The following is a 26514-nucleotide window of genomic DNA, read 5'->3' as shown; positions in this document are numbered from 1 at the left end:
TGGGTCGCAGGTAACGTGACCGGTTGAAGTTCGGCCTGATGGACGATGAGGAGGTGCTGATTTTTACCGAACACGGGTCAGGCGGGGGTGGAAGGCCTGTGATGGCGGGCTGCGGCACCTTGTACATGGCGCAAGGCCCACCACGCAGCGAACGTGCCCAGCGCGAGCCCGGCCCACATGTCAACGGCCACATGCTGGCGGGTAGCGACCGTGGAGTAAACAATACCGATGCACCACAGCGCGTTGAACAATTGGACCCACAGCGGCGCGCCGAAGCGGCGCAGCAGATGGTGCATCCAGAACCCCGAGAAAGCAGCGGTGGCGACGTGCAGGGACGGACAGGCATTGCCCGACGCGTCCATGTTTTTGAGGAAGTCCACACCCGGATACAGGGCCCAGTCGATATCGGCCACGGGAACGGTAGTGGGCCAGAAATAAAAGATGATCAAGCCGGTCAGACAGGTGCCGGCCATGGCCAGACCGTAGACATAGAGTTCATGCCGGTTTGCCAGAAAGGCCGGTGGCAGGGAAACATACACCCACAGGGAAACATACAGGGGCAGGGCCATGGGCTGAAAGCCGATCAGCCGGTCCAGCCATGTGACGGGCATCACGGTGACGGGATAGGCCGGATTCTTGAGAACATAGAAGTAGGCGGCAAAAAACACAGCAATAAAAACCGGGATGCCGATACTTTTCAGGCCCAGGTCCAGGGGTATAAGCCGTGCAGCCTGGCGGTACCAGGGCAAAAATTCCTTGTGGAGGGGCGTGGTCATGCGAGGGCCTGAGACAGGGTCACGGGCCGCAAGTGGGCGGCTGCCGCGGATTCAAGAACCACCGGCAATACCTCCAGGATAACCGGTACGCCGGCCTCGGTGCGGGCGGCGTTGCCGTCGTGCAGCAGCAGGATGGCGCCGGCCTTCAGGCCGCGCAGCAATTTGCTTGCAACTTGCGCCGCATTGCCGATCCGGGTGTCGAAACCGCGGGCCGACCAGCTGGCCAGGCGCAGCCCCAGCCGCGTGAGCACCGGGTCGAGAAAGGGGTTGCGCAGACCTGCAGGCGCGCGAAAAAACAGCGGCCGCTGCCCGGTGATCGCTGCCAGCGTGTCCTGCGCGGCCTGGAGCTCCCGCGCCATGCCGCGCGGGCCCATGACCGAAAAATGGTGGCGGTGGTGCTGGCTGTGATTTTCAACCGCATGGCCGCGGTGCACGATTTCCCGGCACAGCTCCGGATAACGCGCTGCCTTGTCGCCGATGCAGAAAAAAGTGGCGCGGGCGCCGTAGCGATCCAGCAGGTCGAGCACCTGCGGCGTGACGAGGGGGTCAGGACCGTCGTCGATGGTCAGTGCAATTTCGTTTCTGTTTGTGGCGGCTGCGGGCAGCCGCGTCCAGTTTGGTCCCAGCCAGTGGCTACGCGGCCACAAGCCGACTGCGGCCACCAGTCCGTGGTTGAGGACCACCGCGCCCAGTGCCCAGGGCCAGAGCCCAGGCTGCGCCAGGACGAGGCCCAGCGCCAGCCCGTGCAGCACGATGGACGCCCGGATCAATGCGGGAAGCCGCCAGGATGAATCAGGCATGGGACGGTTTCGCAAAAATGGCTGCATAAGCCAGCGCGAGGATGACACCCGGCGCCACGGTCACTCCCAAGGCTTGCAGGATGGAAACATTGGAAAATGCCAGCAAGCCGAAGCCTGCGACGGTTGTCAGGTTGGCAAACAGCATGGAAGCCAGCGTGCGCGGCGAAATCGGTGCATGCGGGTCGGGACGGTCAAAAAACAGAGCATAGTTCGAACCCACGGCAACCACCAGCAGCAGGCCAACCAGGTGAAGAATGATCAGCTGCTGGCCGAGCAGCGTCAGTCCGGCCGTCACCGTGACCACGGCCGCGGCCAGCGGCGTGGTGATGCGCAGAACGCGCATGGGCGAGCGGAAAACGAGCAGCAGCAAACCGATGATGACCGCCAGCCCGCCCAGGGAAAGCAGGGCGGCTTCGTTGAGATAACCCGAATACAGGCGGTTGGATTCGGCCTTCATGTCCACAAACAGCACATGGGGCAAACCGGTGGCGCCCAACGCCGCGCGAAGCTCGTCGGCATTGATGTCGCCACCTTCCGGTGCCCTCAGCGGCAGCAGGGCGGTCCAGCCGCGCGGCTGCTGCAGCAGCAAGGCATCTACTGCCATGGCCATTGATGTCTGCGCCAGATCGTCGGGCTGCAGCAGCGGCCCGCTGCGGGCGGCTTCTACATCGGCCAGAAAAGGTGCGAACAGCTGTGCCCGCACCGGCAGCCCCTGGGCAGCCTGCGCCAGGCGCGCCTGTAGCAGCGTCGTGGCAGGCAGGCTGGCCTGGCGGGCTTGTTGGGTCGCCTGGCTGGGAAGGTAGCGGCTGGGGCTTTCGAAACCGGCGAGCCGCCCCTGATCGACCTGCGTTTGAAGCACGCCGGACACCTGTCCAGCGGTATGCAGCACGGCTTCCCGGCTGCCGCCGGAAACCACCACCAGGTAACGCACGTCCGGCGCACCCATGTCGGTACGCAGGCTTTCGTCAAGTGCCACATCAGCCTGAGACACGGGGCTCAGGGCCGAGATTTTTTCATTGAGCAGATGATCACGGTTGATGGCCAGGACGGCGCAGGCCATCAGCACGACGATGGCAGCTGGCCAGCGCAGCGCGCCTGCGCGACGAACCAGCTGGGTCAACACGCGCCCGATGGCGGTCACGTCATGGATGCGGAAACCGGCGGGCAACAGATGCGGCAAGACAAAACGTGTCATGGTCGCAGCGGCGAGCAGCCCGGTGATTGCATACAGGCCAAGTTGCGCCAGACCGGGAAAGCCCGACAGCAGCAGCGAGGAAAAGCCGGCGACCGATGTCAGCACGCCCAGCCGGATGGTTGGCCAGAAGCGTTGAACCCAACCTTGCTGGTCGGTGCTGCCCTGTTCCGATTGCACGAACAGGTAGATGGAATAATCCACCGCTTCGCCAATCAGCGCGGTGCCGAATCCGAGGGTGATGCCGTGCACCGTTCCAAAACCCAGGCTGACCGCCGCGATACCTGCCAGGACGCCGCTGATCACGGGCAGCAAGCCCAGCGCCAGCGCGCTGAAGGAACGGTAAACCAGCAGCAGGATGGTGGCGATCATCAGCACGCTGATGATGGACAGGCGGCTGACCTGGCTTTTGATGGTTTCCCGCGAGGTTACCGAAAACACCCCGGGGCCGGTCATCACCAGCCGGGCATCGGGGCTTTGTGCGGAACCCGCGTTGAAGGCCTGCCGGATGGCTGCCATGGCGCTTTCCTGGGCGTCAGTATCGGAGCCGGACGCGCGCGTCTGCATCAGTATCAGCGCGCGCTCACCATCGCGCGAGGCCCAGGCGCCGTCCACCAGGGGGGGCTGGCTGGCGCTGCCCAGCTGCTCAAGCAGTTGCACCATTTCGCCGCTCGGGTCGCGCGGCAGCAGGGACTTGACCAGCAGCCCGGCGGGCGAGGCCAGCAGGTCTATGCTTTCCGCCAAGGCTGCGTGCAGGCCATCGGCGCTGAAGCGTTCGGGTGTTACCGCGGGGCTCAGCAAGTAGCGATGGTTGAACAGGAAAGCCTGGTCGCGCTCCTTGTTGATGGGTTCGCCGTTGTTGACGGTGACAAAAGCCGGGTCGGCGCGCAGCACGTGCGCGACCTGTTTGGACAGCCTGGCGCGAGCAGGTGCGTCAGCGCCTTCGATACCCACCAGGATCAGGCGTGAAGCCAGGCCGTCTTTCAGCTGGTCCATCAGCAACTGCTGCTCGGCGGTGGGTGTGCGCGGAAGAAAGGCCGACAGGTCCGTGGTGAAGTGGGTCCGGCTGATGATGGCGCCACAGGCCAGCAAAAAGGCGAGCCAGAGCCAGACCGGCAGAAGCTGGCGCCGGAACCAGCGGGCTGTCATGGCTTGGTCAGCGGGGTGATCATCATCACCGAGCGGTCCTTGTCGGTCTGCTCGATTTCAATCGACTTCACCTCGGCCTGGCTGCCGCCAATCCGGATGCGCTGTACCACCTGCAACATGCGCGTTTCCATGGGCCGCAGGACCAGGGTCCAGCGCTCTTCGGAGCCTTCCAGTTCCAGGTTGTAGACGCGGCGCAAGGCGGCAATGTCGCCTGCCAGGGTGCCGCGTATGCTTTCGGTGAAGGCCGCAAGTTCGGGGTAGTCCTGCAGGCGCAGCTGCATGCGGCGCTGGCCGCGCTCCACCGTGAGGCTAGCGCCCTCGATCAGCAAAGATTCCGGCCTGGGCTTGAGCGTGCGTTTTTCCAGCCGGGCGGGTGCGGTGTAGAGCAGCTCGCCGGAAGATTCCACAGGCTGCTCGAGCACGGCGATGTATTTCTTTTCGACAAAACTGGCACGTCCCGATTTGTTCTGAGCCAAGCCCTGCATCAGCTGGGCGACATCCCAGGCCGCGTGGGCGGGGCCGCAGAGCAGGCCGATCAGCAAGCCGGCGCCAGCCAGCCAGGCCTTGAAAGGGGGAGAGGTCAGGGACGATGCGTCAGTCATGGGCGAGGTCAGGTTTGGCCGCGGGCGGAAGGGCCGCTTGCCAGAAATTGAAGAAATTGAACCAGTTATAAGGTGCCTGGCGGCAATGCTGCTCCAGCAGCGCTGCGTAGCGAGCCATGGCGGCCTGCACCGCCGCTTCGCGTCCGCCTGCGCAGGGCACTGAAAAGTCGGCCAGCGTTTCAAAATGGATATCGTAGCGGTTGCCGCCGCCATAAAGCCCGACCATGAACAGGACCGGCCTGCGCAGGATGGCCGCCATCCGGAAGGGGCCCACGGGAAACTCCGCGGTTTCACCCAAAAACGCCACGGGGCGTGTGGTGTCGTTGTTCAGGCGGCGGTCGGCCAGCATGCCGACGACGCTTCCGCCTTCGATAAGGTCATGAACCCGCAGCATGGAGTCTGCATGGCCGAGCGCCACGATGTCCTGTTGCGCCGCCGGGTTGATGGCGCCCAGTGCCGCGTTGATTTTTCGCGCATTTTCCTCGTACATCACCATGGCCACGCGCAGGCCTGGCTGACGGCGGCCGACCGCGCGCAGCACCTCGAAGCTGCCGGCATGCGATCCCATGAGGAACACGCCCTTGCGGTCCGCGGTGAGGTCGGCCACCAGGTGTTCGTTGTGGACATGGATATCGAAAAGCCCGAAACGTTCATTGACGAGATAGACCCGGTCATGAATAACGGATGCGAAACTGAAAAAATGCCTGAAGATGTGGTGCCAGCTCACGGCTTCCTGTGCGGGCAGTGCCAGTGCGCGGTGCAGGTAGTCGCGCGATGCGCGGCGCGCTTCGGCGTTGACCAGGATGAAATAAGTGGTGATGCCGTACAGCACGAAGCGCCCGGCAGCGCGACCCAGACGCAATGAAATCCAGGTCATGACGCGCAGCAGGAGCATGTTGCTGCTTTCGGGGCGGTCTTGCCACCTGGCCTGGCTGTTCTGGTTCGGCGCGGCCTGACTCATGGGTTGCTTTTAAACACAAAAGCGCCGGTGGCCACCGGCCGGCCTTTGCATGCGATGTCAAAACGGGTGTGCCCCGCGGCAGTAGGCGCGCAGGAAATGGTCAGGGTTTCGCCGGGCAACACCGGGCTCAGAAACTTGGCCGAGCTGACCAAGCAGCGCGGCGGCGGTCCGGAATGCTGGCTCTTGGCTGCGTCCGCGGCAGTGCGTGCCTGCGCCGCAGCATGCAGGGCTGCGTCCAGCAGCAATACACCCGGCACCATCGGCCGGCCCGGGAAGTGCCCGGCAAAAGCCGGATGTCCGTTGGCAAAGCGCAGGGTGGTTTCCTCACTCTGCACCGGGCCCGCCTTCCTGAGCGGGACGCACCAGGTGCAATTGGGCGAGCGCCTGCAGGACGTCGCGCGGCAGCTTGCCGGTGGCATTGCGCGGCAGGGACTCGAGCATGACCAGGGGACGCGGCAGAAAGATCGCATCAATGCGCTCTTTGAGTGCCGCCTGCAGGGTGGCGGCGCTCATGCCGGGGGCGACGGCAAAAGCCATCAGCCGCACCACGGTTTCGTGGCCATCGTCATCAGGCATGAAAAACGCGCCGTCGAGCACGCCGGGAATGTTGGTGAGCTGGTGGTTGAGGTAGGCCAGCGAGTTGCGTTTGCCGGCAATGTTGACCAGGTCTTCCAGGCGCCCATGCAGCAGGAAGCGGTGGTTGTCAACCGCCTGCAGCACGTCGTTCAGCGGAACCACCTTGTCCACATGGCCGCCGCAAGCCCACATGCGGTTGTCGTGGGGCGTCAGCGTGACCAGCGGAAACAGTTCCCACTCGGCGGTCAGTGCAGTCCGGCGCGAGGCGATCTGCCCGGTTTCGGTGGAGCCATAGATTTCGTAGAGCGGCGCGCCGAAACGGATTTCGCAGTTTTCTGCGAGCTCGGTGGCCATGGGGGCCGTGGCCGACAGGACAAGGTCCAGTTCGGGCAGTTCCAGGTTCGAGGCCAGCAACACGCGCAAGTGCACCGGTGTGCTGACCAGCATGCAGGGGCTTGTCACGGCCTTGACCGCGTTGATGATGTCGACCGGATAAAACGGCTGGCCGGCGTGTAATGCCGCGCTGCATTGCATGGGCAGCAGTACCGTCGATTCAAAGCCGTACATGTGCTGCGGCGGCACCGTGGCCACAATGGTGCCAGGATGCTCCTCGCTCAGGCCCAGCCGCTGCGCTTCGGCACGCGCGCTATGTACCAGCGAGCCCCAGGTCTTGCGATGCGGTTGCGGCAGGCCGGTCGAGCCCGAGGTGAATACATCGGCGACGGCTTGGTCGCCGGGAAGGTAAGGGATGTCGCAGGGCTCTTCAGGGTGAGTTTGCGTCGGGCCGTCTGCAAATGCGTCCTGATAGACAAAACCGGGCAGGTCGATGGCATGGGGTGCGTCAGACAGGCAAAACACGTCGGGTGCCAGCGTGCGCAGCTGGCGCATCATTTCCGGGGTGTGCGTGGGCGGCAGCAGGCTGATTTTTCTTGTCAGGAGTGCCGCGCCGAGGCCGACCGCAAAGTGATAGCGGTCACTGCAGGCATTGAGCATGTGTCTGCCCGGGGGCAGCGCTGCTGCCAGTTGCCGCACGTCGGCGATGTACTGGCGCACCGGGATTTTCTCCCCGTAGCGCCAGGCCAGGATGTCGTTGCCGCTGCTGTGGCTGATGAGCGCGTAGGTGGTCATGGGACGGGCAGGCTAGACGGGTCAGGAAGCAGGGGGCGACCGGCCCGACCCGGCCTGCCGGTACGCGCGGATCGCTTCCAGCGGGCCGGCCCGGTCAGACGGTGCGAGCAGGCACAGGCGTACTACATACTCTGCGGTGAACATCAGGATCAGCAGCGGCAGGTTCAGCAGGTTGGCAAAGGCCGACCAGACGGCCACCGGCGCCAGCCAGAACAGCAGCAGCGACAAGCCGGTCATCACGGCGAAATACAGCGTCCAGGCCCAGGTGACTTGCCGGGTGTAACGCGCCAGCGCGGGTGACAGGGGACCGTGAATGACGGCTGCAAAACGCGACACCATGGGAGTCTGGCTGGGGCGCAGGGTGCGCGCGAAGGCCAGGCCCAGCAGGGCCTGTATGCCGGCATGCTGCAGCAGGAACACCCAGTTGTAGTGCTGCACCAGCCACCCGCTCGCGGTATAGAGGACGGCAGCGCCTGCCAGGCACAGCGTCAGCATCCAGAGCCTGCGCGGCGAACGCCAGGCCAGGACTGTGGCCAGCAGGATCAGCGGTGCCATGGCAACCGCTGCGTCCCACAAGTCGGGGTGGGGGTCTGCCGCCGCCAGGTGGGACAGAACGGCATAAGCCAGACAGGCGCCGGCAATGGCTGCCCAGCGCAAGCCGCGCAGCAGTGTTGCCGTCAAGCCGAGGTTCACTTCGTTCTTTGCAGGGCGATATGGTCGCTCAGACTGCGCAGCGACTGGAAAATGGCCGTGTTGTCCTCGTGGTCGGCGCGTAACTGCAGGCCGTAGCGTTTGGACAACACCAGGGCAATTTCGAGGATGTCGATCGAGTCCAGCCCCAGGCCGTCGCCATAAAGCGGCTCATCAGGCTGGATGTCTGCGGCGGCCGTTTCCAGGTTCAGGGAAGTGACCACCAGTTCGGCCACTTCGTGCATCAGGGCCGCATCGGCGGCCACGGGCACGGCGGAGGGTTGTAGTGAGGATTCTGGCATCGTGTAAGACCTGGTTTTCTTCGAATATGAAAGCTGCGACGGCGCGTTTGGCGCCCCAATCAGGGTGATGGTTTGATGGTAACTGACATTGTTTTGCGCTCCCAGAGGAGATGTAGGCATACACCCCTCGGGGGTGTCAGTTCAAAACGAAACAAGACGTAAAAACCGCCGTGTACGCCTCCCTTGTTATCGTTGTTAAAGGGGTTCGCCGGACCCATCGGACGGGACAGACTTGGCGGCGCGCGCGCTGCGCGGAACCGACAGGGTCTGGCTGGCCGTGTCGGCATCGACGGCCTGGGCCGCATCAAGCACGGCTTGGCGCACACTGGCCTTGTCGCCGGCGCCTGCAAATTTGCTGTACTTGCCCAGCGTGGTCACCAGCTGGCCATAAATGCGTGGGTTTCCGGCCACGCATTCGCCATGGTCCATGAAGTCGGCTTCGCCGGTGAAATTGCCGATCAGTCCGCCGGCTTCAGTCACCAGCAGCGAGCCGGCTGCCACATCCCAGGGCTTGAGGCCGGACTCGAAAAAGCCGTCGCTGAAGCCGGCCGCTACGTAAGCCAGGTCCAGCGCGGCTGCGCCGGGACGGCGCACGCCGGCGCACTGGCTCATGACTTCACCAAGCATGTGGAGGTAGGTTTTGAGTTTGTCGCCGGGCCGGTAGGGAAAACCGGTGGAAATCAGGCATTCCTGCAGGCGGGTGCGTTTGGCGACACGGACCCGGCGGTCGTTCATATAGGCGCCGCGCCCTTTGGTGGCGCAGAAGATGTCGTTGCGGGTGGGGTCGTAAACCACGGCCTGTTCGATCTTGCCCCTGACGCTCAGGGCGATGCTGACGCAGTAGACGGGAAAGCCGTGGATGAAGTTGGTGGTGCCGTCCAGGGGGTCGATGATCCATACAAATTCGGAATCCCTGGCGCCGTGTTCGCTGCCCGATTCTTCGGCCAGGATGCCGTGCTCCGGGTAGGCGGTGAGCAGGGTTTCGATGATGGCGGCTTCGGCGGCATGGTCGACTTCGGTGACGAAGTCGTTGGTCTGCTTGGCCGAGACACGGACCGATTCCACGTCCAGCGCAGCACGGTTGATGATGGCGCCGGCGGCGCGCGCAGCCTTGATGGCCACATTGAGCATGGGATGCAGATTGGGGGACGACATAATTTGTAGGGAAGAACGGGATAAACCGGCGCTGGCGATGCGGGCGACGGGCAATGGCGGTATTTTCCCATAAACGCGATACCCGGTCCCCTTCCCAAAGGCGATATGTCGCCCCTCTACCCCAGGAACCTGTTCTAGGCGCCTTCCACAATCAGGAAATCCGCGTCTGCATGTCGCTGGCGTATGGCCCGGGCCGCCTGGTATTCAGGGCTGGCGTAACAGGCCTGGGCGGTCGCCATGTCGGCGAACTCCACAACGACGTTGCGTTCACGCGAGCTGCCTTCCATACATTCATACGCACCGCCGCGCACCAGGAATTGCGCCCCGAACTTCTCGAAGGCGAGCCGCGCCGCCGTGAGGTAACGAGGATATTCCTCAATGTTGCGCACCGAGACGCGCACGATCCAATAAGCCTTTGACATTCTTGTTCCTTGGTGTTGTGAAGGGATGAAGGCTGGACGATAGGCGCGACAGATCATTCTGAAAAATGAATAATAAAGATATTTATTATCCTTAATGGAGATTTAATGGAGTTAAGCGACCTTGTTATCTTCCGTGCCGTGGTGGAAGCTGGGGGCGTAACGCGTGCCGCCGAACGCCTGCACCGCGTGCAGTCCAACATCACGACGCGTATCCGCCAACTGGAGGAAAAACTCGGCGTGCTGCTTTTTATCCGTGAAGGCAAGCGGCTGCATCTGTCACCAGCCGGGCGCGTGCTGCTGGACTATGCGGAACGCCTCATCAGCCTGGCTGATGAGGCCCGCGATGCGGTACAGGGCGGTCAGCCGCGCGGCGCATTTGTGCTTGGCGCGATGGAAAGCACCTCGGCTGTTCGGCTACCTGCTCCCTTGAGCGATTTTGTGCGTCTGTATCCGGAGGTCAGGCTCGCGCTCAAAACCGGCAACCCGCAGCAACTGGCCGCGGCCGTGCTGGCTGGCGAAATGGACGCGGCACTGGTCACTGGACCGGTGGCGGAGGGGCCCTTTGAACGGGAGCCGATTTACACCGAGGAGCTGGTGATCGTTGCGAGCGCCGGGCATCCGCCCATCACTGCCAAAAACAGCAAGCCTCCACACGCTATTGTGGCTTTTGAAAAGGGCTGTCCGCATCGCGCGCGGCTGGAAGCCTGGTATCTCCTTAAAAACAGCATGCCGGTGCAAACCATCGAAATCACGTCTTACCATGCCATGCTGGGGTGTGTGGTGGTGGGCATGGGTATTTCGCTGGTGCCGCGCAGCGTGCTGGCAACCTTTCCAGAGACAGGTCGGCTCAGCGTCCACGCTTTGCCGCCAGGCAGCGACTGCGCGCAGATTGACCTGATCTGGCGCAAGGGTGCAAAGTCGCCGAAGGTCGAGGCACTGCTTCGTGTCCTGAGACCGCCGGCGTAGGACAATCCAGTTCCATGCATACGAGATTCATCCTGATCAATACCAGCCACGCCGGCAATGTAGGCGCTACCGCGCGCGCCATGAAAGTCATGGGTTTTGGTGACCTGGTGCTGGTGGCGCCGCGCTGGGCCAATGTGCTGAATCGCGAGGAAACCATACAGCGCGCCAGCGGGGCGTTGGACGTCTTGAAAAACGCCCGCATCGTCGCCACGCTGGACGAAGCCCTGGACGGCATGACGCACTTGTGCGCCACTGCCATGACGCCACGCGACTTCGGTCCACCCACCCGGGCGCCGCGCGAACATTTCGCCGAGCTGCTGGGTACGGCCGATTCACTATCAAAAAGAGAGCTGCTTGCGCCCGCGGGACATGGGCTGGAGGCCGATTTGGCTTCAAAACCGGAAGGTGTGGCCCTTTTATTCGGTTCCGAGCGTTTTGGCATGCAAAACGAGGACGTCTACCGCTGCCATGTGGCGCTGAGCATCCCGACCGACCCGAAGTTCGGTTCGCTCAACCTGGCCGCCGCTGTGCAGCTGATCGCCTATGACTGGCGCCAGGCGCTGGGTGGTTTTGCCGTGCAGGAAGCGACGGCAGAGCACCGGCTGGCCGATGCCGCCGAGGTGGCCGGCATGCTGGGGCACTGGGAGCGTGCGCTGGCTGACATTGGTTTCCTCGACCCGGCTTCGCCCAAGAAGCTGATGCCGCGCCTGAACCAGCTTTTCAACCGGGCGCAACTGAGCCCCGAAGAGATTCACATCCTGCGCGGCGTGGCCAAGGCCATGAGCCAGAAAGCCCTCGCGTCGGGCGGCCAAACGGCCGCGCCAGCAGAGACGAGCGCCAAGCCATAAACTCGCAGCATGTTTTCCCGACTTCGCTCCGACATCCAGTGCATCCTCGACCGCGACCCTGCCGCGCGCAGCGCCTGGGAGGTGCTGACTTGCTACCCAGGCCTGCACGCCATCCTGCTGCACCGGCTGGCGCACGCTTGCTGGACGAGTGGCCTCAAGTGGCTGGGCCGCTTTATTTCCCACATTTCGCGCTGGCTGACGGGCATTGAAATCCATCCCGGTGCCGTCATCGGCGAACGCGTGTTTTTCGACCATGCCATGGGCGTGGTGGTCGGAGAAACCGCCGAAATTGGCGACGGTTGCACGATTTATCAGGGCGTGACGCTGGGCGGGACCTCGCTCTACAAGGGCACGAAGCGGCATCCGACCCTGGGCAAGGACGTGGTGGTGAGCGCCGGCGCCAAGGTGCTGGGCGGCTTTCTGGTCGGTGATGGCGCCAAGATCGGCAGCAACGCGGTGGTGATCAAGCCGGTGCCGGCAGGCGCCACGGCGGTCGGCATCCCGGCGCGCATCATCCCCTCCAAAACCGGCGAAAGCGCCGACGTCACGACGGCGCAGGGCAAATTTTCGGCCTACGGCATCACGCTGGAAGACGACCCGGTGTCCCAGGCGATGAAGGGCCTGATCGACAACGCTTCTTCGCAGGAGCACCAGATTGCGCTGCTCTGGCAGGCGATCGAAAAGCTGTCTGAAAGCGGCAAGGCGCACCGGGACTGTGTGCCGGATGATGCAGCTTTGCAGGAAACCTTCGAGGCCGAGAAGCTGAATCAGCTGATGGGGAAGTAGGGTCGGCCTCTACCCGTTTTTGCTGTCCCGGAGATGAACCGGGTCATGTCTGAGTATCCAAAGGGCCGGCCATCTATTCGGCTGTAGAAAGCCTTCTCAAGACCCCGCCTCCATCATCCGCACAATCTCCTCTTGGCCCAGCCGCCGCGCATGCCCCAGCGCATTGACACCCTCACGATCCACCAGCGCCGGGTTTGCCCCGGCGGCCAGCAAGCGCTGCACTACGGCGGTGTGGCCGTGGATGGCGGCGAGCATCAGCGGCGTTCGGCCGGCTGCGTCGGGTGCGTTGATGCTTGCGCCCTGCGCGATTAGGCGCTCGACCTGCGGGAGCTGGCCGAGACGGGCAGCCTCATGCAGCGATTCCCCTGCGGAGCGCTGCTGAGCCTTCGCCAAACCGGCTCGCGCGCGGTCGCGTTGTATCTGCGAGGCGCGTTCCTCCTGCGCATTCGGGGCGGCAGACATCGCACCCCGCGGCGCGGGCGGCGGGGCTGTCGCGGGGGCAGCACGCAAGGCAGCGGCAGGCGCCGCGGAGCCTTGCAAGCCTGGCGCTGGCTCGTTGGCCGCACTTGCCGTGTCGGCCATCTGGGTGCTGGACTCGGCTTGTGCGGCAGACCTGGGATCAGAACGAGGCGCGGGGGCTTGAGGCGCAGGCGTGGCGGCTGCCGGAGGTGACAGGGGGGCGTTTTCTGCCGGTCGCGCGGTTTTGTCCGCGCTGCCGCTTGCGGCACCTGTTCCGGCGCGTGCGCTTGGCGGGGCCGGACGCGGAACCGGCGGGCTGGCCGGGGCCGTTGCAGCGGCTTTCGCCTCGCTGTCGGCCGACTTTGCGGACGATAAGGCGGGCGTCGAGGGCGCGGGTGTTGCAGAGGGAACTGGCCCTGGCGCAGGCGCTGCTCCGCGGCCAGCCACCAGTTCTTGCTCGTCGGGTGTGCCGCGTTCGAACTGCAGCACCAGCAGACTGGTCAGGCCCACCAAAGCCAGGCTGGCCAGCAGCGACAGCTTCCATCGCGACTGGTTGGCTGCGGGTGCCTGCGGCGCGGCTACGTGGGTGGTGGCCTTTCCGTCAAGTACCGCCTGGGCATGCGCGCGCACGGCATCGCGCACATGCGTGCCGGGGCGGCGCGTGTCCTGCGCGCTGGCCTCGTGGTAGCGCCGCGTCAGCTCATCGCCTGAACGGGGTTCTGTCATGCAAACTCCTGTAGCTGTTGGCGCAGGCTGCGCCGGGCATAACGCAGGCGGCTCTTGGCGGTTTCAAAACTCACGCCGGTGGCGCTGGCGATGTCTTCAACGCTCATGCCGGCTTCAGCCTGCAGCAAAAAGGCTTCGCGCTGGTCCGCCGGCAACTGCTCCACTGCATGGATCAACGCCGCGGCTTGCTCACGCGACTGCAACTGGCGCAGCGGGCCAAAACCGGAGTCGGCCGCCAGCGTGTCGGCCAGGCCATGTTCATCATCCTCTTCGCCATGGGCATCCATGCGCACATGGTTTTTTGCCGTTCGAAAATGATCGACCATCCGGTTGTGCGCAATGGTGAACAGCCAGGTCTTGAAGCGCGCCGTCGGTTGATAGCTCACTGACTGCCGCGCCACTGCAAACCACACATCCTGCAGCAGGTCGTCGGCCACCGCCTGCACACGCACGCTGCGAAACACATAACGCCACACGCCCATTTCATGGCGTGCGTAGAGCGCATCGAAGGCTCCAATGTCGCCGCCGGCGTAGCGCAGCATCAGCGACTCGTCGCTTTCCTGTGCATCGTCGGCGGGCGTAGTGACGCTAGGCATGCCGCACGTTAGCACGCCATCGCGGCCCGCAAGACCTCGGGAGCTACTCGCAGTAAGTGACCGTGGGGCCTTTCTTTTTCAAGCAGCGGCCGCGGGTCCGGCTTTGCCGGCCCGCAGGCGCAGCGGCCCCTTTTCCGGTGCAAGGGGCAGGGCGCTACACGCAGTGAGCAACCGTGGGGGCTAGTAAGGATCCGGCACGTAAGAGGTGTTGGCCGACTGTGGAAACGGGTTGGGCAGTGGCAAATGCACCACCGGCTCACGGATGACACCAGCGGCCACCAGGTTCTCGCGGCTGTCATAACGAATGCGGATGATCTCGTTGGGCTGCGGCTGCAGGCGTTCAAAAGTGGTGTGCGACACCATGGAGGTCTCACGCTGGCCATGGGCTGTGCCCAGCTGGGGCGCGAGCCGTGGGGCCGCTTTGGCCAGGTTGCCGGCGGACGAAGAAGCCGAGCGCTCAGCCTGAGCCGAAGATTCCTCGCTGCGGTCGGCCAGTCCGGCGCTGCCTGTGGCGGGGGGCGATGCCGGCGCCGGAGAAGCCAGCGGGGCGCTGCGCAAGCGCCCGGTAGATTTGTCGCGTGATTCATCCCGCTGCGAATAGGCGGGCGCCTGGGCGACCGGTTCGGGCAGCCTTTCGCGAAACAACGCCACGCCGATCACGCCCACGTTGCCGGGTCGCCCGGTGCGTCCGGCATAGGAGTTGCCTACTGTGGAAAATTCAAAGGCCGCCACCTCGCTGCTGCTTTTGCGCCAGCCGGTCACCGCGTACCGCTGCCAGGGTGAAAACACATAACCGGTCTGCTCCCAGGCGGCGGTTTCGCCGCTGAGCACATTGACGCCGTCCACGGTGGTCACCGCCAGTACACGTTCGCCGATCCGATTGCGCACCATGATGGAATATTTTGCGCCGAACTGGCCGGCCACCCAGTATTCGCCGCGGTGGCGGTACACCGGGAGCGTGGCCCCGGAGTGGCGGTCAATCACGGTCACGTCGGCCATGCTGCCCACGGCATGGGCCGGCAGGGCGAAGGCGGCGGTGGTCAGTGCCAGGGAAAAGGCAAGAAGGGTGGTTTTCACGTGAGCTCCATAAAAAGTGGGTGGAGCTGACTGAAACGAACGAGGCGCGGCGATGGGGTTAAAAGCCGCGAAAAATAAACAGGCGCTTACCCGGAGGATCGGGGGTTGCTACTAAATGTATAGCTGATTGTGCCCGTGGCTAAAGGGCTGAAGGCGAATTTACCTTGAAAAATTGATCGTACAGGCGTGTCAGTGCGGGAAAATCCCGGGTGAAGCGCTCGCGGTTGACGAAATAGGCTTCGCAGGTCACCGCAAAAAACTCTGCCGGTGCCGTTGCACCATAGGCATCGAGCCAGGGGGCCTCGCCGCCAAAACGTTCAGCCATGCTGACCTGCTCGCGAAAGCTGTCGTAGGCTGTCTGCATGACTTCGCGCCAGGCCGCGTAGGCCGCGCGCGAGGGCAGGGGCGGGCAGCCGTCGGCGGCACCGTCCTTCATGTCGATCTTATGCACAAACTCGTGAATCACCACGTTGTAGCCGTGCCCGGCCAGGGAGCCGGCCGAGGCCACGTCCTGCCAGCTCAGCGTGACGGGGCCGCGGTCCATGGCTTCGCCGGCCAGCACCTCGCTATAGCGGTGCATGACACCGGCCTCGTCCAGCCTTTCGCGGCGCGCCAGCATCTGGCCGGGGTGCACCACGATACCGACAAAATCGTCGTACCAGCCCAAACCCAGGTGCAGCACCGGCAGGCAGGCCTGCGCGGCAATGGCCACGGCCATCTCGTCGGTGACCACCAGGCCGTGCGCACCGGTGAACTCCTTGTGTGCCAGAAACTCGCTGGCCAGGCCGCGCAGTTGCAGCAGTTCGGCCGCCGGGCGCGCTGCCAGGAAGGGGCAGGCGGCCAGCGTGGCTTGCCAGAGGGCGTCGGGAATGGTGCCGGGGCGCGTGCTGCGACGTCCGAACAGCTGGCGCAACCAGTTCAGCATGCCTTACAGCAGGGCGATGCGCCGCAGGCCGCCGGCCGTCAGGCGCAGCACTTCGGCGCGTGGGACGGGGGCTGCAGCGTCCCAGTCGCTGAGCACCACGCGCGAATGGCCGTGGCCGAGGTCGTGCACCGCCGGCTGATGGGTGTGGCCGTGAATCAGGATCTGCGCTTTTGCTGCCTGCAACTGCCCGAGGGCGGCTGCGGCGTCCACGTCGGCATAGGGGGCACCGGATTTTTTGCGGGCCTCGCTTTGCTCGCGCAGGCCGCGTGCGATGGCCTGGCGCTCGGCCAGCGGCCTGGCCAGGAAGGCGCGCTGCCACTGGGGGCTGCGCACCTGGCGGCGAAACTGCATGTAGTCCACATCGCCTAAGCACATCGCGTCGCCATGCGAGAGCAGCCAGCGCTGGCCGTTGAAGTCCAGCACGGTCGGGTCGGCGAGCAGGGTGGTGTTGCACAGGTCCATGAGGCGCTGGCCGACCAGGAAGTCGCGGTTGCCATGCATGAAAAAAAGCGCCAGGCGGCCGGCCGCCTGGCCCAGCACGCGGACGCAGCGGTCCTCGAAGCTGCTGTCAGCGCCGTCGGGCAGCTTGTTGCCGACAGCGTCATCACCGACCCAGACTTCAAACAGGTCGCCCAGGATGAACACCGCGTCGGCGGGGGTGCTTTCCATGTAGTGCTGCCATGCTGCAAAGGTGGCAGGCTCGCTGGCCTGCAGGTGCAGGTCGGATATGAAGTCCACCGTAGCCCAGGAGGGCGGCGCGTGAAGCTCCGCAATCCGGGGTTCGGTGGACGGAATTTTCACCGGCAGGCTCGGTCCGGACGGAACTCAGGCCAGTGCAACAGCTTTTTCGATCACCACGTCGGTTTGCGGCACATCGTCATGAAAACCTTTGCGGCCGGTTTTGACGGCAGCGATCTTGTCGACCACGTCGTTTCCGCTGACCACTTTGCCGAACACGGCATAGCCCCAGCCGGAAGCGTTGGGCGCGGTGTGGTTCAGGAAGGCATTGTCCGACACGTTGATGAAAAACTGCGAGCTGGCGGAGTGAGGTGCATTGGTGCGCGCCATGGCCACGGTGTAGTGCTCATTCTTCAGGCCGTTGTTGGCTTCGTTTTCGATCTCGCCATCGGTCGGCTTTTGCTTCATGCCGACTTCGAAGCCGCCGCCCTGGACCATGAAGCCCGGGATCACGCGGTGGAACACCGTGTTGTTGTAGTGGCCCTTGTTGACATAGCTCAGGAAGTTGGCGACCGACTTCGGCGCCTTGTCCTGGTCGAGTTCAAGGGTGATGACGCCGTGGCCGGCAATGTGGAGTTCGACTTTGGGATTGCTCATGATGGCTTACTTCAAAAGGGTTGCAGAGTTGATGAGAATGGGTGTTTTGGGTACGTCGCCCGGAAAAGGGCCGCCTGCGCCCGTGGGGGTGGCCTTGATTTTGTTGACGACGTCCATGCCGCTGACCACCTTGCCGAACACGGTATAGCCAAAAAGCTGCGGTGCGTTGACCAGTTGGGCGCGCGGGGTGTTTTCATACACCTTGCCCTGGTACTCGAACCGCGGCACCGGGTCGCCGGGCGGGATCGGCGTGGGGTTGAGGAAGTCGTTGTCCTTGACGTTGATGAAAAACTGCGCCGAGGCGGAATGCGGGTCGTTGGTGCGGGCCATCGCCAGCGTGCCGACCACGTTTTTGTCGCCGCCTTTGGCCAGCGCTTCGCGGCCTTCGTGGGCAACCGGCGGGCGGGTGGGCTTTTGCTTGTAGGCAGCGTCAAAGCCACCGCCCTGGATCATGAAGTTTTCGATGACACGGTGGAACACCGTACCGTCGTAGTGCTTGTCTTTTACGTACTGCAGGAAATTCTCGACGGTTTTCGGCGCCTTGTCGGGATAGACTTCGACCACAAAATCGCCGGCGCTGGTCGCAAACTTCACCTTGGGTGCACTGCCCGCGCCTTGCGCCCAGGCCTGGCTGGCCATCAGGCCCAATGCCGCCACTATCAGGCAGGCACGTCGGCCAAGGGCCTTGTTGCTGAAAGTCATCCAATCACTCCTTCAAAAAATATCTTCCATTGCTTGCCCTGGCGCACCCAGTACTGGCGCCGGACCGGGCCGGTGCGCGAGCCGCTGAGTACCTCGCCAAAGGTGACCACCATGGTATCGGCGCTGTCGGTCCAGCGCAGGTAGGACAAGTCCTTGAGCTGCACCGTCCGGCCACGCCGCTTTTCGACTTCGCTGCGCAACACGGCGGTCCAGTCATCGCGGGTTTTGCCGTAGCTGTTGAAGTCGCTGCTGTACAGGCTGACCAGCGCGGCCAGGTCACCGCCGGATTTGGCCTGGTGCCAGCTGTTCAGCGCGTCTTCAAAGGACTTGCTGTCGGCCTTGATGCTGTGCGGCGCTACCCAGGTGAGGCTTTGTGCAATCACCACCGGGGTGCTGCGCACTTCCACGGTCCGGATGATGCGCTCCAGGTCCGGGTTGGCCAGCACCACGCAGCCGTCGGTGGCCAGCGGCGCACGCGAGAACTGGGTGGGCGGGGTGCCGTGCAGCCAGATACCGCCACCGGTCTTGCCGCGCTTGATGTCCAGCGGATTGGGGTAGTTGATGGGCAGGGCGCCGGAGCCGTAAAAGTCCTTGAGCGACTTCGGGTCGAGGTTGCTGGTGACAAAATAAACGCCCAGCGGGGTGCGCAAATCCCCTTCGACGGCTTTTTCGATGCCGGATTTTCCCAGCGAGATGTAGTAGTCGCTCAGCAGCTTCAGGCCGGTGGCGGTGTTTTCGAACAGGTACAAACGGGACCGCGAGGCGTCGACCGCGATCGCATGTTTGTTACGCGGCGCCAGGGCCAGGAACTGGGAGGGAATAGTACCCGGCGCGGGTCGGTCGCGCAGCGCCTTCAGCCGCATCAGGGATTCCTGGCGCAGTTCGGCCAGCGAACTGGCGCCGGCCTTGGCCTCCGCTTCGGAGACGTCGCCCATTGCACGCAGTGGGCGTGACTGCGCTGTCAGCAGGTCGCCGTAGACCAGTTGGGCAAGCTGGAAGTTGGGGTGGTCATGGACCAGGCGTTCGGCCTTGGCCAGGGCCTCGCGCCCCTTGGCCTGGCCTGCGAGTTTGTAGATCTCGATCAGGCGAGCTTCGGCTTCGCCGTCCTGGTGCACCAGTCGGGCTGACGGTCGGGGTGCGCCGGTCTTGTGCTGGCTGGCCGTCGCATTGGCCGGTGTTGCCTTGCTCGCGGGTTTTTTCTTTTCCGCGTCTTTGGCCAGCGCAGCGCCGCAGAACAGCGACAGTGCGGTGACAAGAAGGGTGGCGGATGCCCGTTGCATGGAAGGATGGTCAGGAGCCAGAGAAGTCAGCTAAGTGCCTGAGAGAGGGCGCCGGTCTGGTGGCGGGCATCAGCCGCCCGTCGATTCCCTGACGATGAGCCAGCGCTCTCCGGCTTTGGCCATCTCGAGGGTCTTGCGGCTGGAGATATTGAGCGTGTCGGCACTGTAGTCCTGCTTGAATTTTGCGATGGCCTTGCTGCCCTTGACGTCGATCAACAGGTCGCTCACCTTCACGCTGATCCGCGACTTGCCGACGATGCGGGCGCGCCGCTCTTCTTCCCAGTCCCTGCGGGTCTGCTTGCCGGGCGTGTCAAAGTTCTTGCCATAGGCTGCGAAGTAGGCATTCAGGTCTTTGGCCGCCCAGGCACCGGCCCAAGCCTTGACGGCGCTTTCCACGTCTTGTTCGGCGGCGCTGGCGGTTGCCGCGGCTGCAGGCGCGGGAGTTGGCGTCACCGCAGGGGCTGCCGGTGCCGCAGCTACAGGTGGTGTGGCTGGCGCTACCACTGCCGGTTTAGCTGGTGCTGCAGCCGCGGGAGCTGTTGCCGCTGGTTTGGCCGGCGCCGCAGGCACCTGGGCAGTCACGGCGGGAGGTACGGCGGTGGCTGCCGCAGGTTTCTGCGCCTTGGGTTCGGTATTGAAGAGTGTGCGTATCAGTGCCAGCTTGGGCGGCACGGCGCTGTTGCCGCCATCGAGCTGCAGGGCCTTGCTATAGGCCTGACTGGCCAGCTTGGCATACACGTCGCCCAGATTTTCATGGGCGGTGGCGTAGCTCGGGTTGGTGCGTATGGCCATTTCCAGGGCGGCCCTGGCTTTGTCGAACTGGTTCTGGCCGGCGTAGAGCACGGCGAGGTTGTTATAGGGCTCCGGCAGCTCCGGATAGTCCTGGGTGATTTTGGTGAAGGTGGCAATTGCGTCGTTCGGCTTGCCAGCTTCGGTCTGGATCACGCCCTTGATAAAGCGCATCTGCGGGTCGCGCGGTTTGGCGGCCAGGTACTGGTCAGCCTTGGCCAGCGCCTGTGTCAGCTGGCCGCCACGCACGAGGGCGTTCACCTCGGCATAATCGTCGGCATGCGCAGCCGTCATGAACAGGGTTGCAGCCAATGCCAGCCAGCGCAGGACAGTCGGCAGCGCCTGGGTTGAAAGATAAGCTGACTTGGACATATTTCCTCTGGAACGCATGGGGTGGCTGGTATGAAACAGGAGTCTGAAAAAGCCGGCACTGCAGCTGGCTGCAGGGTGCAAGGGCTCCTAGCTGGATATACTGGGCGATTGTATCTGAGGGGTATAGTTTAAGCCCCGGTGAAAAATCACCGCACGCGTTCCCCGTTGATCGATTTCCGGAGCAGCTTTTCCCTTTGCTGATGCACTTGATGACCTGCCCCCGTTCCAGCGACTCCTCCCCGTTCCGGTGCTTCCTGCCGGACTGACACCCAGAATTTCATGAGCCTTCGCATTTACAACACGCTGACGCGTGCCGTAGAAGATTTTTCGCCCCTGGTTCCCGGCCATGTACGCATGTATGTCTGCGGCATGACGATTTATGACCTGTGCCACATCGGCCACGCCCGCATGATGATGGCCTTTGACATCGTGCAGCGCTGGCTCAAGGTCAGCGGTTACCAGGTCACTTATGTGCGCAACATCACCGACATCGACGACAAGATCATCAAACGCGCCGTGGAGCGCGGCATTTCCATCCGGGCGCTGACCGACGAGATGATCGTGGCGATGAACCAGGACATTGGCGCCCTGGGTATCGAGCCGCCCACACTGGAGCCGCGTGCCACGGAATATGTGCCGCAGATGCTGGGCATGATCGAAACCCTGGAGCAAAAGGGCCTGGCCTATCGCTCTGGCAACGGCGACGTGAACTACGCTGTGCGCAAGTTTCCCGGCTACGGCAAGCTCTCGGGCAAGTCGCTGGACGAACTGCGTGCCGGCGAGCGCGTGGCCGTGCTGGACGGCAAGGAAGACCCGCTCGACTTCGTGTTGTGGAAGTCGGCCAAACCCAGCGAGCCCGATGACGCCAAATGGCAGAGTGCCTACGGCCTCGGCCGGCCTGGCTGGCACATCGAGTGCTCCGCCATGAGCTGCCAGACCCTGGGTGAAACTTTTGACATCCATGGGGGCGGCGCCGACCTGCAATTTCCCCACCACGAAAACGAAATCGCGCAGAGCGAAGCGGCCAACGGCAAACCCCTGGCCCGCTTCTGGGTGCACAACGGTTTTGTGCGGGTGGACAACGAGAAGATGTCCAAGAGCCTGGGCAATTTCTTCACCATCCGCGAGGTGCTGGCAAAGTACGACCCCGAGACCGTGCGCTTTTTCATCGTGCGCGCGCACTACCGCAGCGCGCTGAACTACAGCGACGCGCACCTGGACGATGCCCGCAATTCGCTCAAGCGGCTGTACACCGCGCTTGACCTCGTCAAGCCGGTAGACGTCAGCATCGACTGGGCTGACCCTTTCGCCGCCCGCTTCAAGGCGGCCATGGACGAGGACTTCGGCACGCCCGAAGCCGTGGCCGTGCTGTTCGAACTGGCTGGCGAGATCAACAAAACCCGGTCTGCCGATCTGGCGGGCTTGCTCAAGGCGCTGGGCGGCTGCCTGGGCCTGCTGCAAAACGATCCTGCGGCTTTTTTGCAGGCCGGTGCCGGCCTTGACGAAACAGCCATCCAGGGCCTGATCCAGCAGCGCGCCGCCGCCAAGGCCGCAAAGGACTTTGCCGAAGCCGACCGTATTCGCCAGGACTTGCTGGCACGCGGCATTGTGCTGAAAGACTCGCCGGGCGGCACGACCTGGGAGGCGAAGTCTTGATTCAATTTTTGGGGAAAAATGGCCTCTGGCCCTTGATGGACGGGCGCAAGCAGCTATGAAAAAGATAGTAAAAAGCGGCCCGGCCCGTGCCGAGCTGGCCGATGTGACGGAGCGCGTCACCACCATCGTGCCCAGCTACTGGGCCGAGGCTTGCAAACACCTGGTCAAGAAAGACCGCGTGATGAAACGCCTGATTCCGCAGTTTGGCGACGCTTGCCTGCAGTCGCGCGGCGATGCCTTCAGCACGCTGGCGCGCAGCATTGTCGGCCAGCAGATTTCCGTGAAGGCCGCACAGACCGTCTGGCACCGCTTTGACGCTTTGCCGAAAAAGATGACCCCGGGCAATGTGCTCAAGCTCAAGGTGGACGACATGCGCGCCGCGGGCCTGAGCGCGCGCAAGATCGAATACCTGGTGGACCTGGCCATCCATTTCGACGCGGGTACCGTGCACGTCAAGGACTGGCAGGCGATGGATGACGAAGCCATCATTGCCGAACTGGTGGCCATTCGCGGCATTGGCCGCTGGACGGCCGAGATGTTCCTGATTTTTTACCTGACACGCCCAAACGTGCTGCCGCTGGACGACGTAGGCCTGATCAGCGGCATCAGCCAGAACTATTTTTCTGGCGAATCGGTGAGTCGCAGCGATGCCCGTGAAGTGGCGGCCGCCTGGGCGCCCTACTGCAGCGTCGCAACTTGGTATATTTGGCGCTCGCTGGACCCATTGCCGGTTCTGGGCACCGAGAAGACCTGAATTTCAAAGCAAGCCTGAGGAGCAGAAATGAGCCCCGACATTCACTTTCGTTCACTGCCCCCCGAGGGGGCTGAGTACCGCGGCTCCAAGCCTGCCCGCGCAGGCTTGGACGGTACAAAGAGCTGCTGCGTCTCGCAGCAGTGCGGTCTGCAAGACCATGCCTCCCTAGAGGCGGCTCGTCAGGAGGCATAACATGGCCAAAAAAACCTTCCTCGATTTCGAGCAGCCGATTGCAGAGCTTGAAGGAAAAATTGAAGAGCTGCGTTACGTGCAAACCGAGTCGGCGGTCGATATCTCGGAAGAAATCGACCAGCTCGCCAAAAAAAGCCAGCAGCTCACCAAAGACATCTACAGCGACCTGACCCCCTGGCAGATCACCAAGATTGCGCGCCACCCCGAACGGCCCTATACGCTGGACTATGTCAACGAGCTGTTCACAGATTTTGTGGAATTGCACGGCGACCGGCACTTTGCCGATGACTTGAGCATTGTGGGCGGCCTGGCTCGCTTCAACGGCACCGCCTGCATGGTGCTGGGCCACCAGAAGGGGCGCGACACCAAGGAGCGCGGCCTGCGCAACTTCGGCATGAGCAAGCCCGAGGGCTACCGCAAGGCGCTGCGCCTGATGAAAACCGCCGAGAAGTTCAAGCTGCCGGTGTTCACCTTTGTGGACACCCCCGGCGCTTACCCAGGTATCGACGCCGAGGAGCGCGGCCAGTCCGAAGCCATTGGCCGCAACATTTTTGAGATGGCGCAGCTCGAGGTGCCCATCATCACCACCATCATCGGTGAAGGCGGCTCAGGCGGCGCGCTGGCGATTTCGGTGGCCGACCAGGTGGTGATGCTGCAGTATTCGATTTACTCCGTCATCAGTCCCGAAGGCTGCGCTTCCATCCTGTGGAAGACCTCCGACAAGGCCGAAGAGGCCGCCGAGGCCCTGGGCATCACCGCACATCGCCTGAAAGCGCTCGGCGTGATCGACAAGATCGTCAACGAACCGGTGGGTGGCGCGCACCGCGACCACAAGCAGATGGCGGCCTTTTTGAAGCGCGCGCTCAACGACGCCTTCCGCCAGGTCAGCGACCTCAAGGTCAAGGAGCTGCTGGACCGCCGTTACGAGCGCCTGCAAAGTTATGGCCGCTACACCGACACCAAGGCCGACGCGAAATAAGTGCCCGCCGGCCAACCGATAGCCGGCATGCCATGAGTACCACCGTTGATGACGCCCTGCGCGTCTTTTCCCCCGCTCTGCCACTGGCCGTGGCTTACAGTGGCGGCGCGGACTCCACGGCCTTGTTGCTGGCCTGCGCCGAAAAATGGCCGGGGCAGGTGAGGGCGCTGCACGTGCATCATGGGCTGCAGGCCGCGGCCGATGATTTTGTCGGCCATTGCGAAACAGTCTGTGCGCAGCTGCACGTGCCCTTGCGGGTGAGCCGCGTCATGGCCGGGCATGCGCCGGGCGAAAGCCCGGAAGACGCCGCCCGCAATGCGCGTTATGAGGCTTTTCGGGCCCTGGCCCATGAAGATTGGGCGCAACCAGCTATTAAAAGCATAGCGCTTGCCCAGCACGCCGATGACCAGGTGGAAACCATGCTGCTGGCGCTGAGCCGCGGCGCCGGTTTGCCCGGCCTGAGCGCCATGCCCGCCAGCTGGCAGCGTGGCGGCCTGGACTATCACCGCCCCCTGTTGCAGGTGCCCGCGCCCGAGATCCGCGCCTGGCTGGCGCGGCGCGGTGCCACCTTCATCGAAGACCCCACCAATGCCGACGAGCGATTTACCCGCAACCGTATTCGCGCGCGCCTGCTGCCGGTGTTGGCGGAAACTTTCCCGCAGTTTCGCGACACCTTTGCGCGCAGCGCCCGGCATGCCGCGCAGGCGCAGGTGCTGCTGGCGGAAGTGGCGCGCGAGGACCTTCAACGCCTGGGGAGCCCGCCGCAGATCAAGGCCCTGCAGCTTCTGTCTTCTCCACGGCAGGCCAATGCATTGCGCCACTGGTTGCTCGATGCGCACCAGGCCACGCCCAGCGCCGCACAGCTTGAGCAATTGCTGGTGCAGGTGGCCGCCTGCACCACGCGCGGCCATCAGATTCACCTGAAAGTGGCGTCAGGGCATGTGACACGCGCGGGAGACCACTTGCATTACGCCGGCTAGGGTTCGTTTGTGCGGACAAGGCCTTGAACAGCGCTGTGCGCCCAGCCGGAACAAGCCTCCGGCGGGGGCGGCTAGGTAGTTGTCCTAGGTATAATTGAAAGCTTTGCTGGCGGCCCAAGCCTTCTGTACGGGGTGAAAACCGGAGAGGCCGCCGCAAGCAACTCGCAACCAACAACCCCTGATTGACACCCTGCAATGGCATTGATCGTTCACAAATACGGCGGCACGTCGATGGGCTCGACAGAGCGCATCCGCAACGTCGCCAAGCGCGTTGCCAAATGGGCGCGCGCCGGCCATCAGATGGTCGTGGTTCCCAGTGCCATGAGCGGCGAAACCAACCGCCTGCTGGGCCTGGCCAAAGAGCTGGCCCCCGCCAAGGCGAACGATGCCTACCACCGCGAGCTTGACGCGCTGGCCGCCACCGGCGAACAGGCCTCCAGTGCGCTGCTGGCCATTGCGCTGCAGTCCGAGGGCATGGACGCCGTCAGTTATGCCGGCTGGCAGGTGCCCATCAAGACCAACAGCGCCTACACCAAGGCCCGCATCGAGTCGATTGACGACAAACGCGTGCGCGCCGACCTCGACGCCGGCCGGGTGGTCATCATCACCGGCTTCCAGGGTTCCGATGAGGCGGGCAACATCACCACGCTCGGCCGCGGCGGTTCGGACACCTCGGCGGTGGCCGTGGCGGCTGCGATGAAGGCGCACGAGTGCCTGATTTATACCGACGTGGACGGCGTGTACACCACCGACCCGCGTGTCGTGCCCGAGGCGCGCCGCCTGCACACCGTGAGTTTCGAGGAGATGCTCGAGATGGCGTCCATGGGCTCCAAGGTGCTGCAAATTCGCTCGGTCGAATTTGCGGGCAAGTACAAGGTGCCCCTGCGCGTGCTTTCAAGCTTCACGCCCTGGGACATCGACATCGACGAAGAGGCCAAGTCCGGCACCCTGATCAGTTTTGAGGAAGACGAAAAAATGGAACAAGCCATCGTATCGGGCATCGCGTTCAACCGCGATGAAGCCAAAATTTCCATCCTTGGCGTGCCCGACACCCCGGGCATTGCGTACCAGATCCTGGGCGCTGTGGCCGACGCCAACATCGAAGTGGATGTGATCATCCAGAACATCAGCAAGGACGGTAAAACCGACTTCAGTTTCACCGTGCACCGCAACGACTACGCGCGCGCCGTCGACCTGCTCAAGGCCGAAGTGCTGCCCAAGCTCGGCGCGCAGGAGATCACCGGCGACGCCAAGATCTGCAAGGTCAGCATCGTCGGCATCGGCATGCGCAGCCATGTCGGCATCGCCAGCAAGATGTTCCGCGTGCTGGCCGAAGAGG

At 63.7% G+C, this 26514-nt stretch carries 28 protein-coding genes; 8 read left to right on the top strand and 20 right to left on the bottom strand.

What is annotated here, in order from left to right:
* Positions 1 to 77 precede the first annotated feature (77 nt).
* From ABI660_RS02600 to ABI660_RS02550, 11 genes are all read right to left on the bottom strand, one after another.
* Complete coding sequence (locus tag ABI660_RS02600; RefSeq protein ID WP_348064652.1) at positions 78 to 776, bottom strand: phosphatase PAP2 family protein; 699 nt, start codon at positions 774 to 776, stop codon at positions 78 to 80.
* The gene (locus ABI660_RS02595; protein ID WP_348064650.1) at positions 773 to 1576 is read right to left on the bottom strand and encodes a polysaccharide deacetylase family protein; all 804 of its coding nucleotides are present in this window, start codon (positions 1574 to 1576) and stop codon (positions 773 to 775) included. Before ABI660_RS02595 ends, ABI660_RS02600 begins: the two co-directional genes overlap by 4 nt.
* Entirely contained in the window at positions 1569 to 3917 is a 2349-nt protein-coding gene (locus tag ABI660_RS02590) for an MMPL family transporter (protein WP_348064648.1), read from the bottom strand. Before ABI660_RS02590 ends, ABI660_RS02595 begins: the two co-directional genes overlap by 8 nt.
* Positions 3914 to 4519: a LolA-related protein gene (locus ABI660_RS02585; protein ID WP_348064646.1), complete on the bottom strand. Its 606-nt coding sequence runs from the start codon at positions 4517 to 4519 to the stop codon at positions 3914 to 3916. The genes ABI660_RS02590 and ABI660_RS02585 overlap by 4 nt, the downstream gene beginning before the upstream one ends.
* Positions 4512 to 5480, bottom strand: coding sequence for an acyl-CoA synthetase (locus tag ABI660_RS02580; protein ID WP_348064644.1), 969 nt, complete (start codon positions 5478 to 5480; stop codon positions 4512 to 4514). Before ABI660_RS02580 ends, ABI660_RS02585 begins: the two co-directional genes overlap by 8 nt.
* A complete protein-coding gene (locus ABI660_RS02575; RefSeq protein WP_348064642.1) occupies positions 5477 to 5815 on the bottom strand; it encodes a hotdog domain-containing protein in 339 nt (112 codons plus the stop codon). Before ABI660_RS02575 ends, ABI660_RS02580 begins: the two co-directional genes overlap by 4 nt.
* Positions 5805 to 7184, bottom strand: coding sequence for an AMP-binding protein (locus tag ABI660_RS02570; RefSeq protein WP_348064640.1), 1380 nt, complete (start codon positions 7182 to 7184; stop codon positions 5805 to 5807). The genes ABI660_RS02575 and ABI660_RS02570 overlap by 11 nt, the downstream gene beginning before the upstream one ends.
* Before the next feature lie 21 nt (positions 7185 to 7205).
* On the bottom strand, positions 7206 to 7877 hold the full coding sequence (locus ABI660_RS02565; RefSeq protein ID WP_348064638.1) for a hypothetical protein: 672 nt from the start codon (positions 7875 to 7877) through the stop codon (positions 7206 to 7208).
* The gene (locus ABI660_RS02560) at positions 7874 to 8176 is read right to left on the bottom strand and encodes a phosphopantetheine-binding protein (protein WP_348064636.1); all 303 of its coding nucleotides are present in this window, start codon (positions 8174 to 8176) and stop codon (positions 7874 to 7876) included. The genes ABI660_RS02565 and ABI660_RS02560 overlap by 4 nt, the downstream gene beginning before the upstream one ends.
* A 195-nt stretch (positions 8177 to 8371) precedes the next feature.
* On the bottom strand, positions 8372 to 9331 hold the full coding sequence (locus ABI660_RS02555) for an inositol monophosphatase family protein (RefSeq protein ID WP_348064634.1): 960 nt from the start codon (positions 9329 to 9331) through the stop codon (positions 8372 to 8374).
* A 134-nt stretch (positions 9332 to 9465) separates the two neighbouring features.
* Positions 9466 to 9753: a DUF1330 domain-containing protein gene (locus ABI660_RS02550; protein WP_348064632.1), complete on the bottom strand. Its 288-nt coding sequence runs from the start codon at positions 9751 to 9753 to the stop codon at positions 9466 to 9468.
* Between the two features lie 105 nt (positions 9754 to 9858).
* On the opposite strand from ABI660_RS02550, the gene ABI660_RS02545 reads away from it, so the two are divergent.
* From ABI660_RS02545 to cysE, 3 genes are read left to right on the top strand one after another with little or no spacing between them, the layout of a single operon-like run.
* Positions 9859 to 10719: a LysR substrate-binding domain-containing protein gene (locus ABI660_RS02545; protein ID WP_348064630.1), complete on the top strand. Its 861-nt coding sequence runs from the start codon at positions 9859 to 9861 to the stop codon at positions 10717 to 10719.
* Positions 10720 to 10733: 14 nt separating this feature from the next.
* Positions 10734 to 11567, top strand: coding sequence for an RNA methyltransferase (locus ABI660_RS02540; protein WP_348064628.1), 834 nt, complete (start codon positions 10734 to 10736; stop codon positions 11565 to 11567).
* A 9-nt stretch (positions 11568 to 11576) separates the two neighbouring features.
* A complete protein-coding gene (cysE, locus tag ABI660_RS02535) occupies positions 11577 to 12353 on the top strand; it encodes a serine O-acetyltransferase (protein WP_348064626.1) in 777 nt (258 codons plus the stop codon).
* A 96-nt stretch (positions 12354 to 12449) separates the two neighbouring features.
* On the opposite strand, the gene ABI660_RS02530 is transcribed toward cysE, so the two are convergent.
* The 9 genes from ABI660_RS02530 to ABI660_RS02490 form a co-directional block, all read right to left on the bottom strand.
* Positions 12450 to 13538: an ankyrin repeat domain-containing protein gene (locus tag ABI660_RS02530; protein WP_348064625.1), complete on the bottom strand. Its 1089-nt coding sequence runs from the start codon at positions 13536 to 13538 to the stop codon at positions 12450 to 12452.
* Positions 13535 to 14134 (bottom strand): RNA polymerase sigma factor, encoded by a 600-nt coding sequence (locus ABI660_RS02525; protein ID WP_348064623.1) that lies wholly within the window; start codon positions 14132 to 14134, stop codon positions 13535 to 13537. The genes ABI660_RS02530 and ABI660_RS02525 overlap by 4 nt, the downstream gene beginning before the upstream one ends.
* A gap of 180 nt (positions 14135 to 14314) precedes the next feature.
* Positions 14315 to 15211 carry a hypothetical protein gene (locus ABI660_RS02520; RefSeq protein WP_348064621.1) on the bottom strand — a complete coding sequence of 299 codons (897 nt, stop codon included), beginning with the start codon at positions 15209 to 15211 and terminating at the stop codon, positions 14315 to 14317.
* A 139-nt stretch (positions 15212 to 15350) separates the two neighbouring features.
* Positions 15351 to 16136 (bottom strand): M90 family metallopeptidase, encoded by a 786-nt coding sequence (locus tag ABI660_RS02515; RefSeq protein ID WP_348064619.1) that lies wholly within the window; start codon positions 16134 to 16136, stop codon positions 15351 to 15353.
* Between the two features lie 3 nt (positions 16137 to 16139).
* Entirely contained in the window at positions 16140 to 16937 is a 798-nt protein-coding gene (locus ABI660_RS02510; RefSeq protein ID WP_348064617.1) for a UDP-2,3-diacylglucosamine diphosphatase, read from the bottom strand.
* A gap of 24 nt (positions 16938 to 16961) precedes the next feature.
* Positions 16962 to 17471, bottom strand: coding sequence for a peptidylprolyl isomerase (locus ABI660_RS02505; protein ID WP_348064615.1), 510 nt, complete (start codon positions 17469 to 17471; stop codon positions 16962 to 16964).
* A 6-nt stretch (positions 17472 to 17477) separates the two neighbouring features.
* The gene (locus ABI660_RS02500) at positions 17478 to 18110 is read right to left on the bottom strand and encodes a peptidylprolyl isomerase (protein ID WP_348064841.1); all 633 of its coding nucleotides are present in this window, start codon (positions 18108 to 18110) and stop codon (positions 17478 to 17480) included.
* A gap of 59 nt (positions 18111 to 18169) precedes the next feature.
* A complete protein-coding gene (locus ABI660_RS02495; protein ID WP_348064613.1) occupies positions 18170 to 19453 on the bottom strand; it encodes a L,D-transpeptidase family protein in 1284 nt (427 codons plus the stop codon).
* 69 nt (positions 19454 to 19522) lie between these two features.
* A complete protein-coding gene (locus tag ABI660_RS02490; RefSeq protein ID WP_348064612.1) occupies positions 19523 to 20614 on the bottom strand; it encodes a tetratricopeptide repeat protein in 1092 nt (363 codons plus the stop codon).
* A gap of 279 nt (positions 20615 to 20893) precedes the next feature.
* On the opposite strand from ABI660_RS02490, the gene cysS reads away from it, so the two are divergent.
* From cysS to ABI660_RS02465, 5 genes are all read left to right on the top strand, one after another.
* Positions 20894 to 22270, top strand: a complete 1377-nt coding sequence (gene cysS, locus ABI660_RS02485; RefSeq protein WP_348064610.1) for a cysteine--tRNA ligase — start codon at positions 20894 to 20896, stop codon at positions 22268 to 22270.
* 55 nt (positions 22271 to 22325) lie between these two features.
* Entirely contained in the window at positions 22326 to 23024 is a 699-nt protein-coding gene (locus ABI660_RS02480) for a DNA-3-methyladenine glycosylase 2 family protein (RefSeq protein ID WP_348064608.1), read from the top strand.
* Positions 23025 to 23217: 193 nt separating this feature from the next.
* Entirely contained in the window at positions 23218 to 24195 is a 978-nt protein-coding gene (locus tag ABI660_RS02475; RefSeq protein ID WP_077595674.1) for an acetyl-CoA carboxylase carboxyltransferase subunit alpha, read from the top strand.
* 32 nt (positions 24196 to 24227) lie between these two features.
* A complete protein-coding gene (tilS, locus tag ABI660_RS02470) occupies positions 24228 to 25175 on the top strand; it encodes a tRNA lysidine(34) synthetase TilS (protein ID WP_348064606.1) in 948 nt (315 codons plus the stop codon).
* A 195-nt stretch (positions 25176 to 25370) separates the two neighbouring features.
* The coding region (locus tag ABI660_RS02465) for an aspartate kinase (RefSeq protein WP_348064604.1) at positions 25371 to 26514 on the top strand (1144 nt) is incomplete at its 3' end.

Source organism: Polaromonas sp., assembly GCF_039930745.1.
GTDB lineage: Bacteria > Pseudomonadota > Gammaproteobacteria > Burkholderiales > Burkholderiaceae_C > Polaromonas.
This window is presented reverse-complemented; position numbering and strand designations above follow the sequence as displayed.

Bases quoted from the DNA above. Each gene is read 5' to 3' on its own strand.
- ABI660_RS02600 (WP_348064652.1), bottom strand. From the start codon at position 776: ATGACCACGCCCCTCCACAAGGAATTTTTGCCCTGGTACCGCCAGGCT.
- ABI660_RS02595 (WP_348064650.1), bottom strand. From the start codon at position 1,576: ATGCCTGATTCATCCTGGCGGCTTCCCGCATTGATCCGGGCGTCCATC.
- ABI660_RS02590 (WP_348064648.1), bottom strand. From the start codon at position 3,917: ATGACAGCCCGCTGGTTCCGGCGCCAGCTTCTGCCGGTCTGGCTCTGG.
- ABI660_RS02585 (WP_348064646.1), bottom strand. From the start codon at position 4,519: ATGACTGACGCATCGTCCCTGACCTCTCCCCCTTTCAAGGCCTGGCTG.
- ABI660_RS02580 (WP_348064644.1), bottom strand. From the start codon at position 5,480: ATGAGTCAGGCCGCGCCGAACCAGAACAGCCAGGCCAGGTGGCAAGAC.
- ABI660_RS02570 (WP_348064640.1), bottom strand. From the start codon at position 7,184: ATGACCACCTACGCGCTCATCAGCCACAGCAGCGGCAACGACATCCTG.
- ABI660_RS02560 (WP_348064636.1), bottom strand. From the start codon at position 8,176: ATGCCAGAATCCTCACTACAACCCTCCGCCGTGCCCGTGGCCGCCGAT.
- ABI660_RS02555 (WP_348064634.1), bottom strand. From the start codon at position 9,331: ATGTCGTCCCCCAATCTGCATCCCATGCTCAATGTGGCCATCAAGGCT.
- ABI660_RS02550 (WP_348064632.1), bottom strand. From the start codon at position 9,753: ATGTCAAAGGCTTATTGGATCGTGCGCGTCTCGGTGCGCAACATTGAG.
- ABI660_RS02545 (WP_348064630.1), top strand. From the start codon at position 9,859: ATGGAGTTAAGCGACCTTGTTATCTTCCGTGCCGTGGTGGAAGCTGGG.
- ABI660_RS02540 (WP_348064628.1), top strand. From the start codon at position 10,734: ATGCATACGAGATTCATCCTGATCAATACCAGCCACGCCGGCAATGTA.
- cysE (WP_348064626.1), top strand. From the start codon at position 11,577: ATGTTTTCCCGACTTCGCTCCGACATCCAGTGCATCCTCGACCGCGAC.
- ABI660_RS02530 (WP_348064625.1), bottom strand. From the start codon at position 13,538: ATGACAGAACCCCGTTCAGGCGATGAGCTGACGCGGCGCTACCACGAG.
- ABI660_RS02525 (WP_348064623.1), bottom strand. From the start codon at position 14,134: ATGCCTAGCGTCACTACGCCCGCCGACGATGCACAGGAAAGCGACGAG.
- ABI660_RS02515 (WP_348064619.1), bottom strand. From the start codon at position 16,136: ATGCTGAACTGGTTGCGCCAGCTGTTCGGACGTCGCAGCACGCGCCCC.
- ABI660_RS02505 (WP_348064615.1), bottom strand. From the start codon at position 17,471: ATGAGCAATCCCAAAGTCGAACTCCACATTGCCGGCCACGGCGTCATC.
- ABI660_RS02500 (WP_348064841.1), bottom strand. From the start codon at position 18,110: ATGGCCAGCCAGGCCTGGGCGCAAGGCGCGGGCAGTGCACCCAAGGTG.
- ABI660_RS02495 (WP_348064613.1), bottom strand. From the start codon at position 19,453: ATGCAACGGGCATCCGCCACCCTTCTTGTCACCGCACTGTCGCTGTTC.
- ABI660_RS02490 (WP_348064612.1), bottom strand. From the start codon at position 20,614: ATGTCCAAGTCAGCTTATCTTTCAACCCAGGCGCTGCCGACTGTCCTG.
- cysS (WP_348064610.1), top strand. From the start codon at position 20,894: ATGAGCCTTCGCATTTACAACACGCTGACGCGTGCCGTAGAAGATTTT.
- ABI660_RS02480 (WP_348064608.1), top strand. From the start codon at position 22,326: ATGAAAAAGATAGTAAAAAGCGGCCCGGCCCGTGCCGAGCTGGCCGAT.
- ABI660_RS02475 (WP_077595674.1), top strand. From the start codon at position 23,218: ATGGCCAAAAAAACCTTCCTCGATTTCGAGCAGCCGATTGCAGAGCTT.
- tilS (WP_348064606.1), top strand. From the start codon at position 24,228: ATGAGTACCACCGTTGATGACGCCCTGCGCGTCTTTTCCCCCGCTCTG.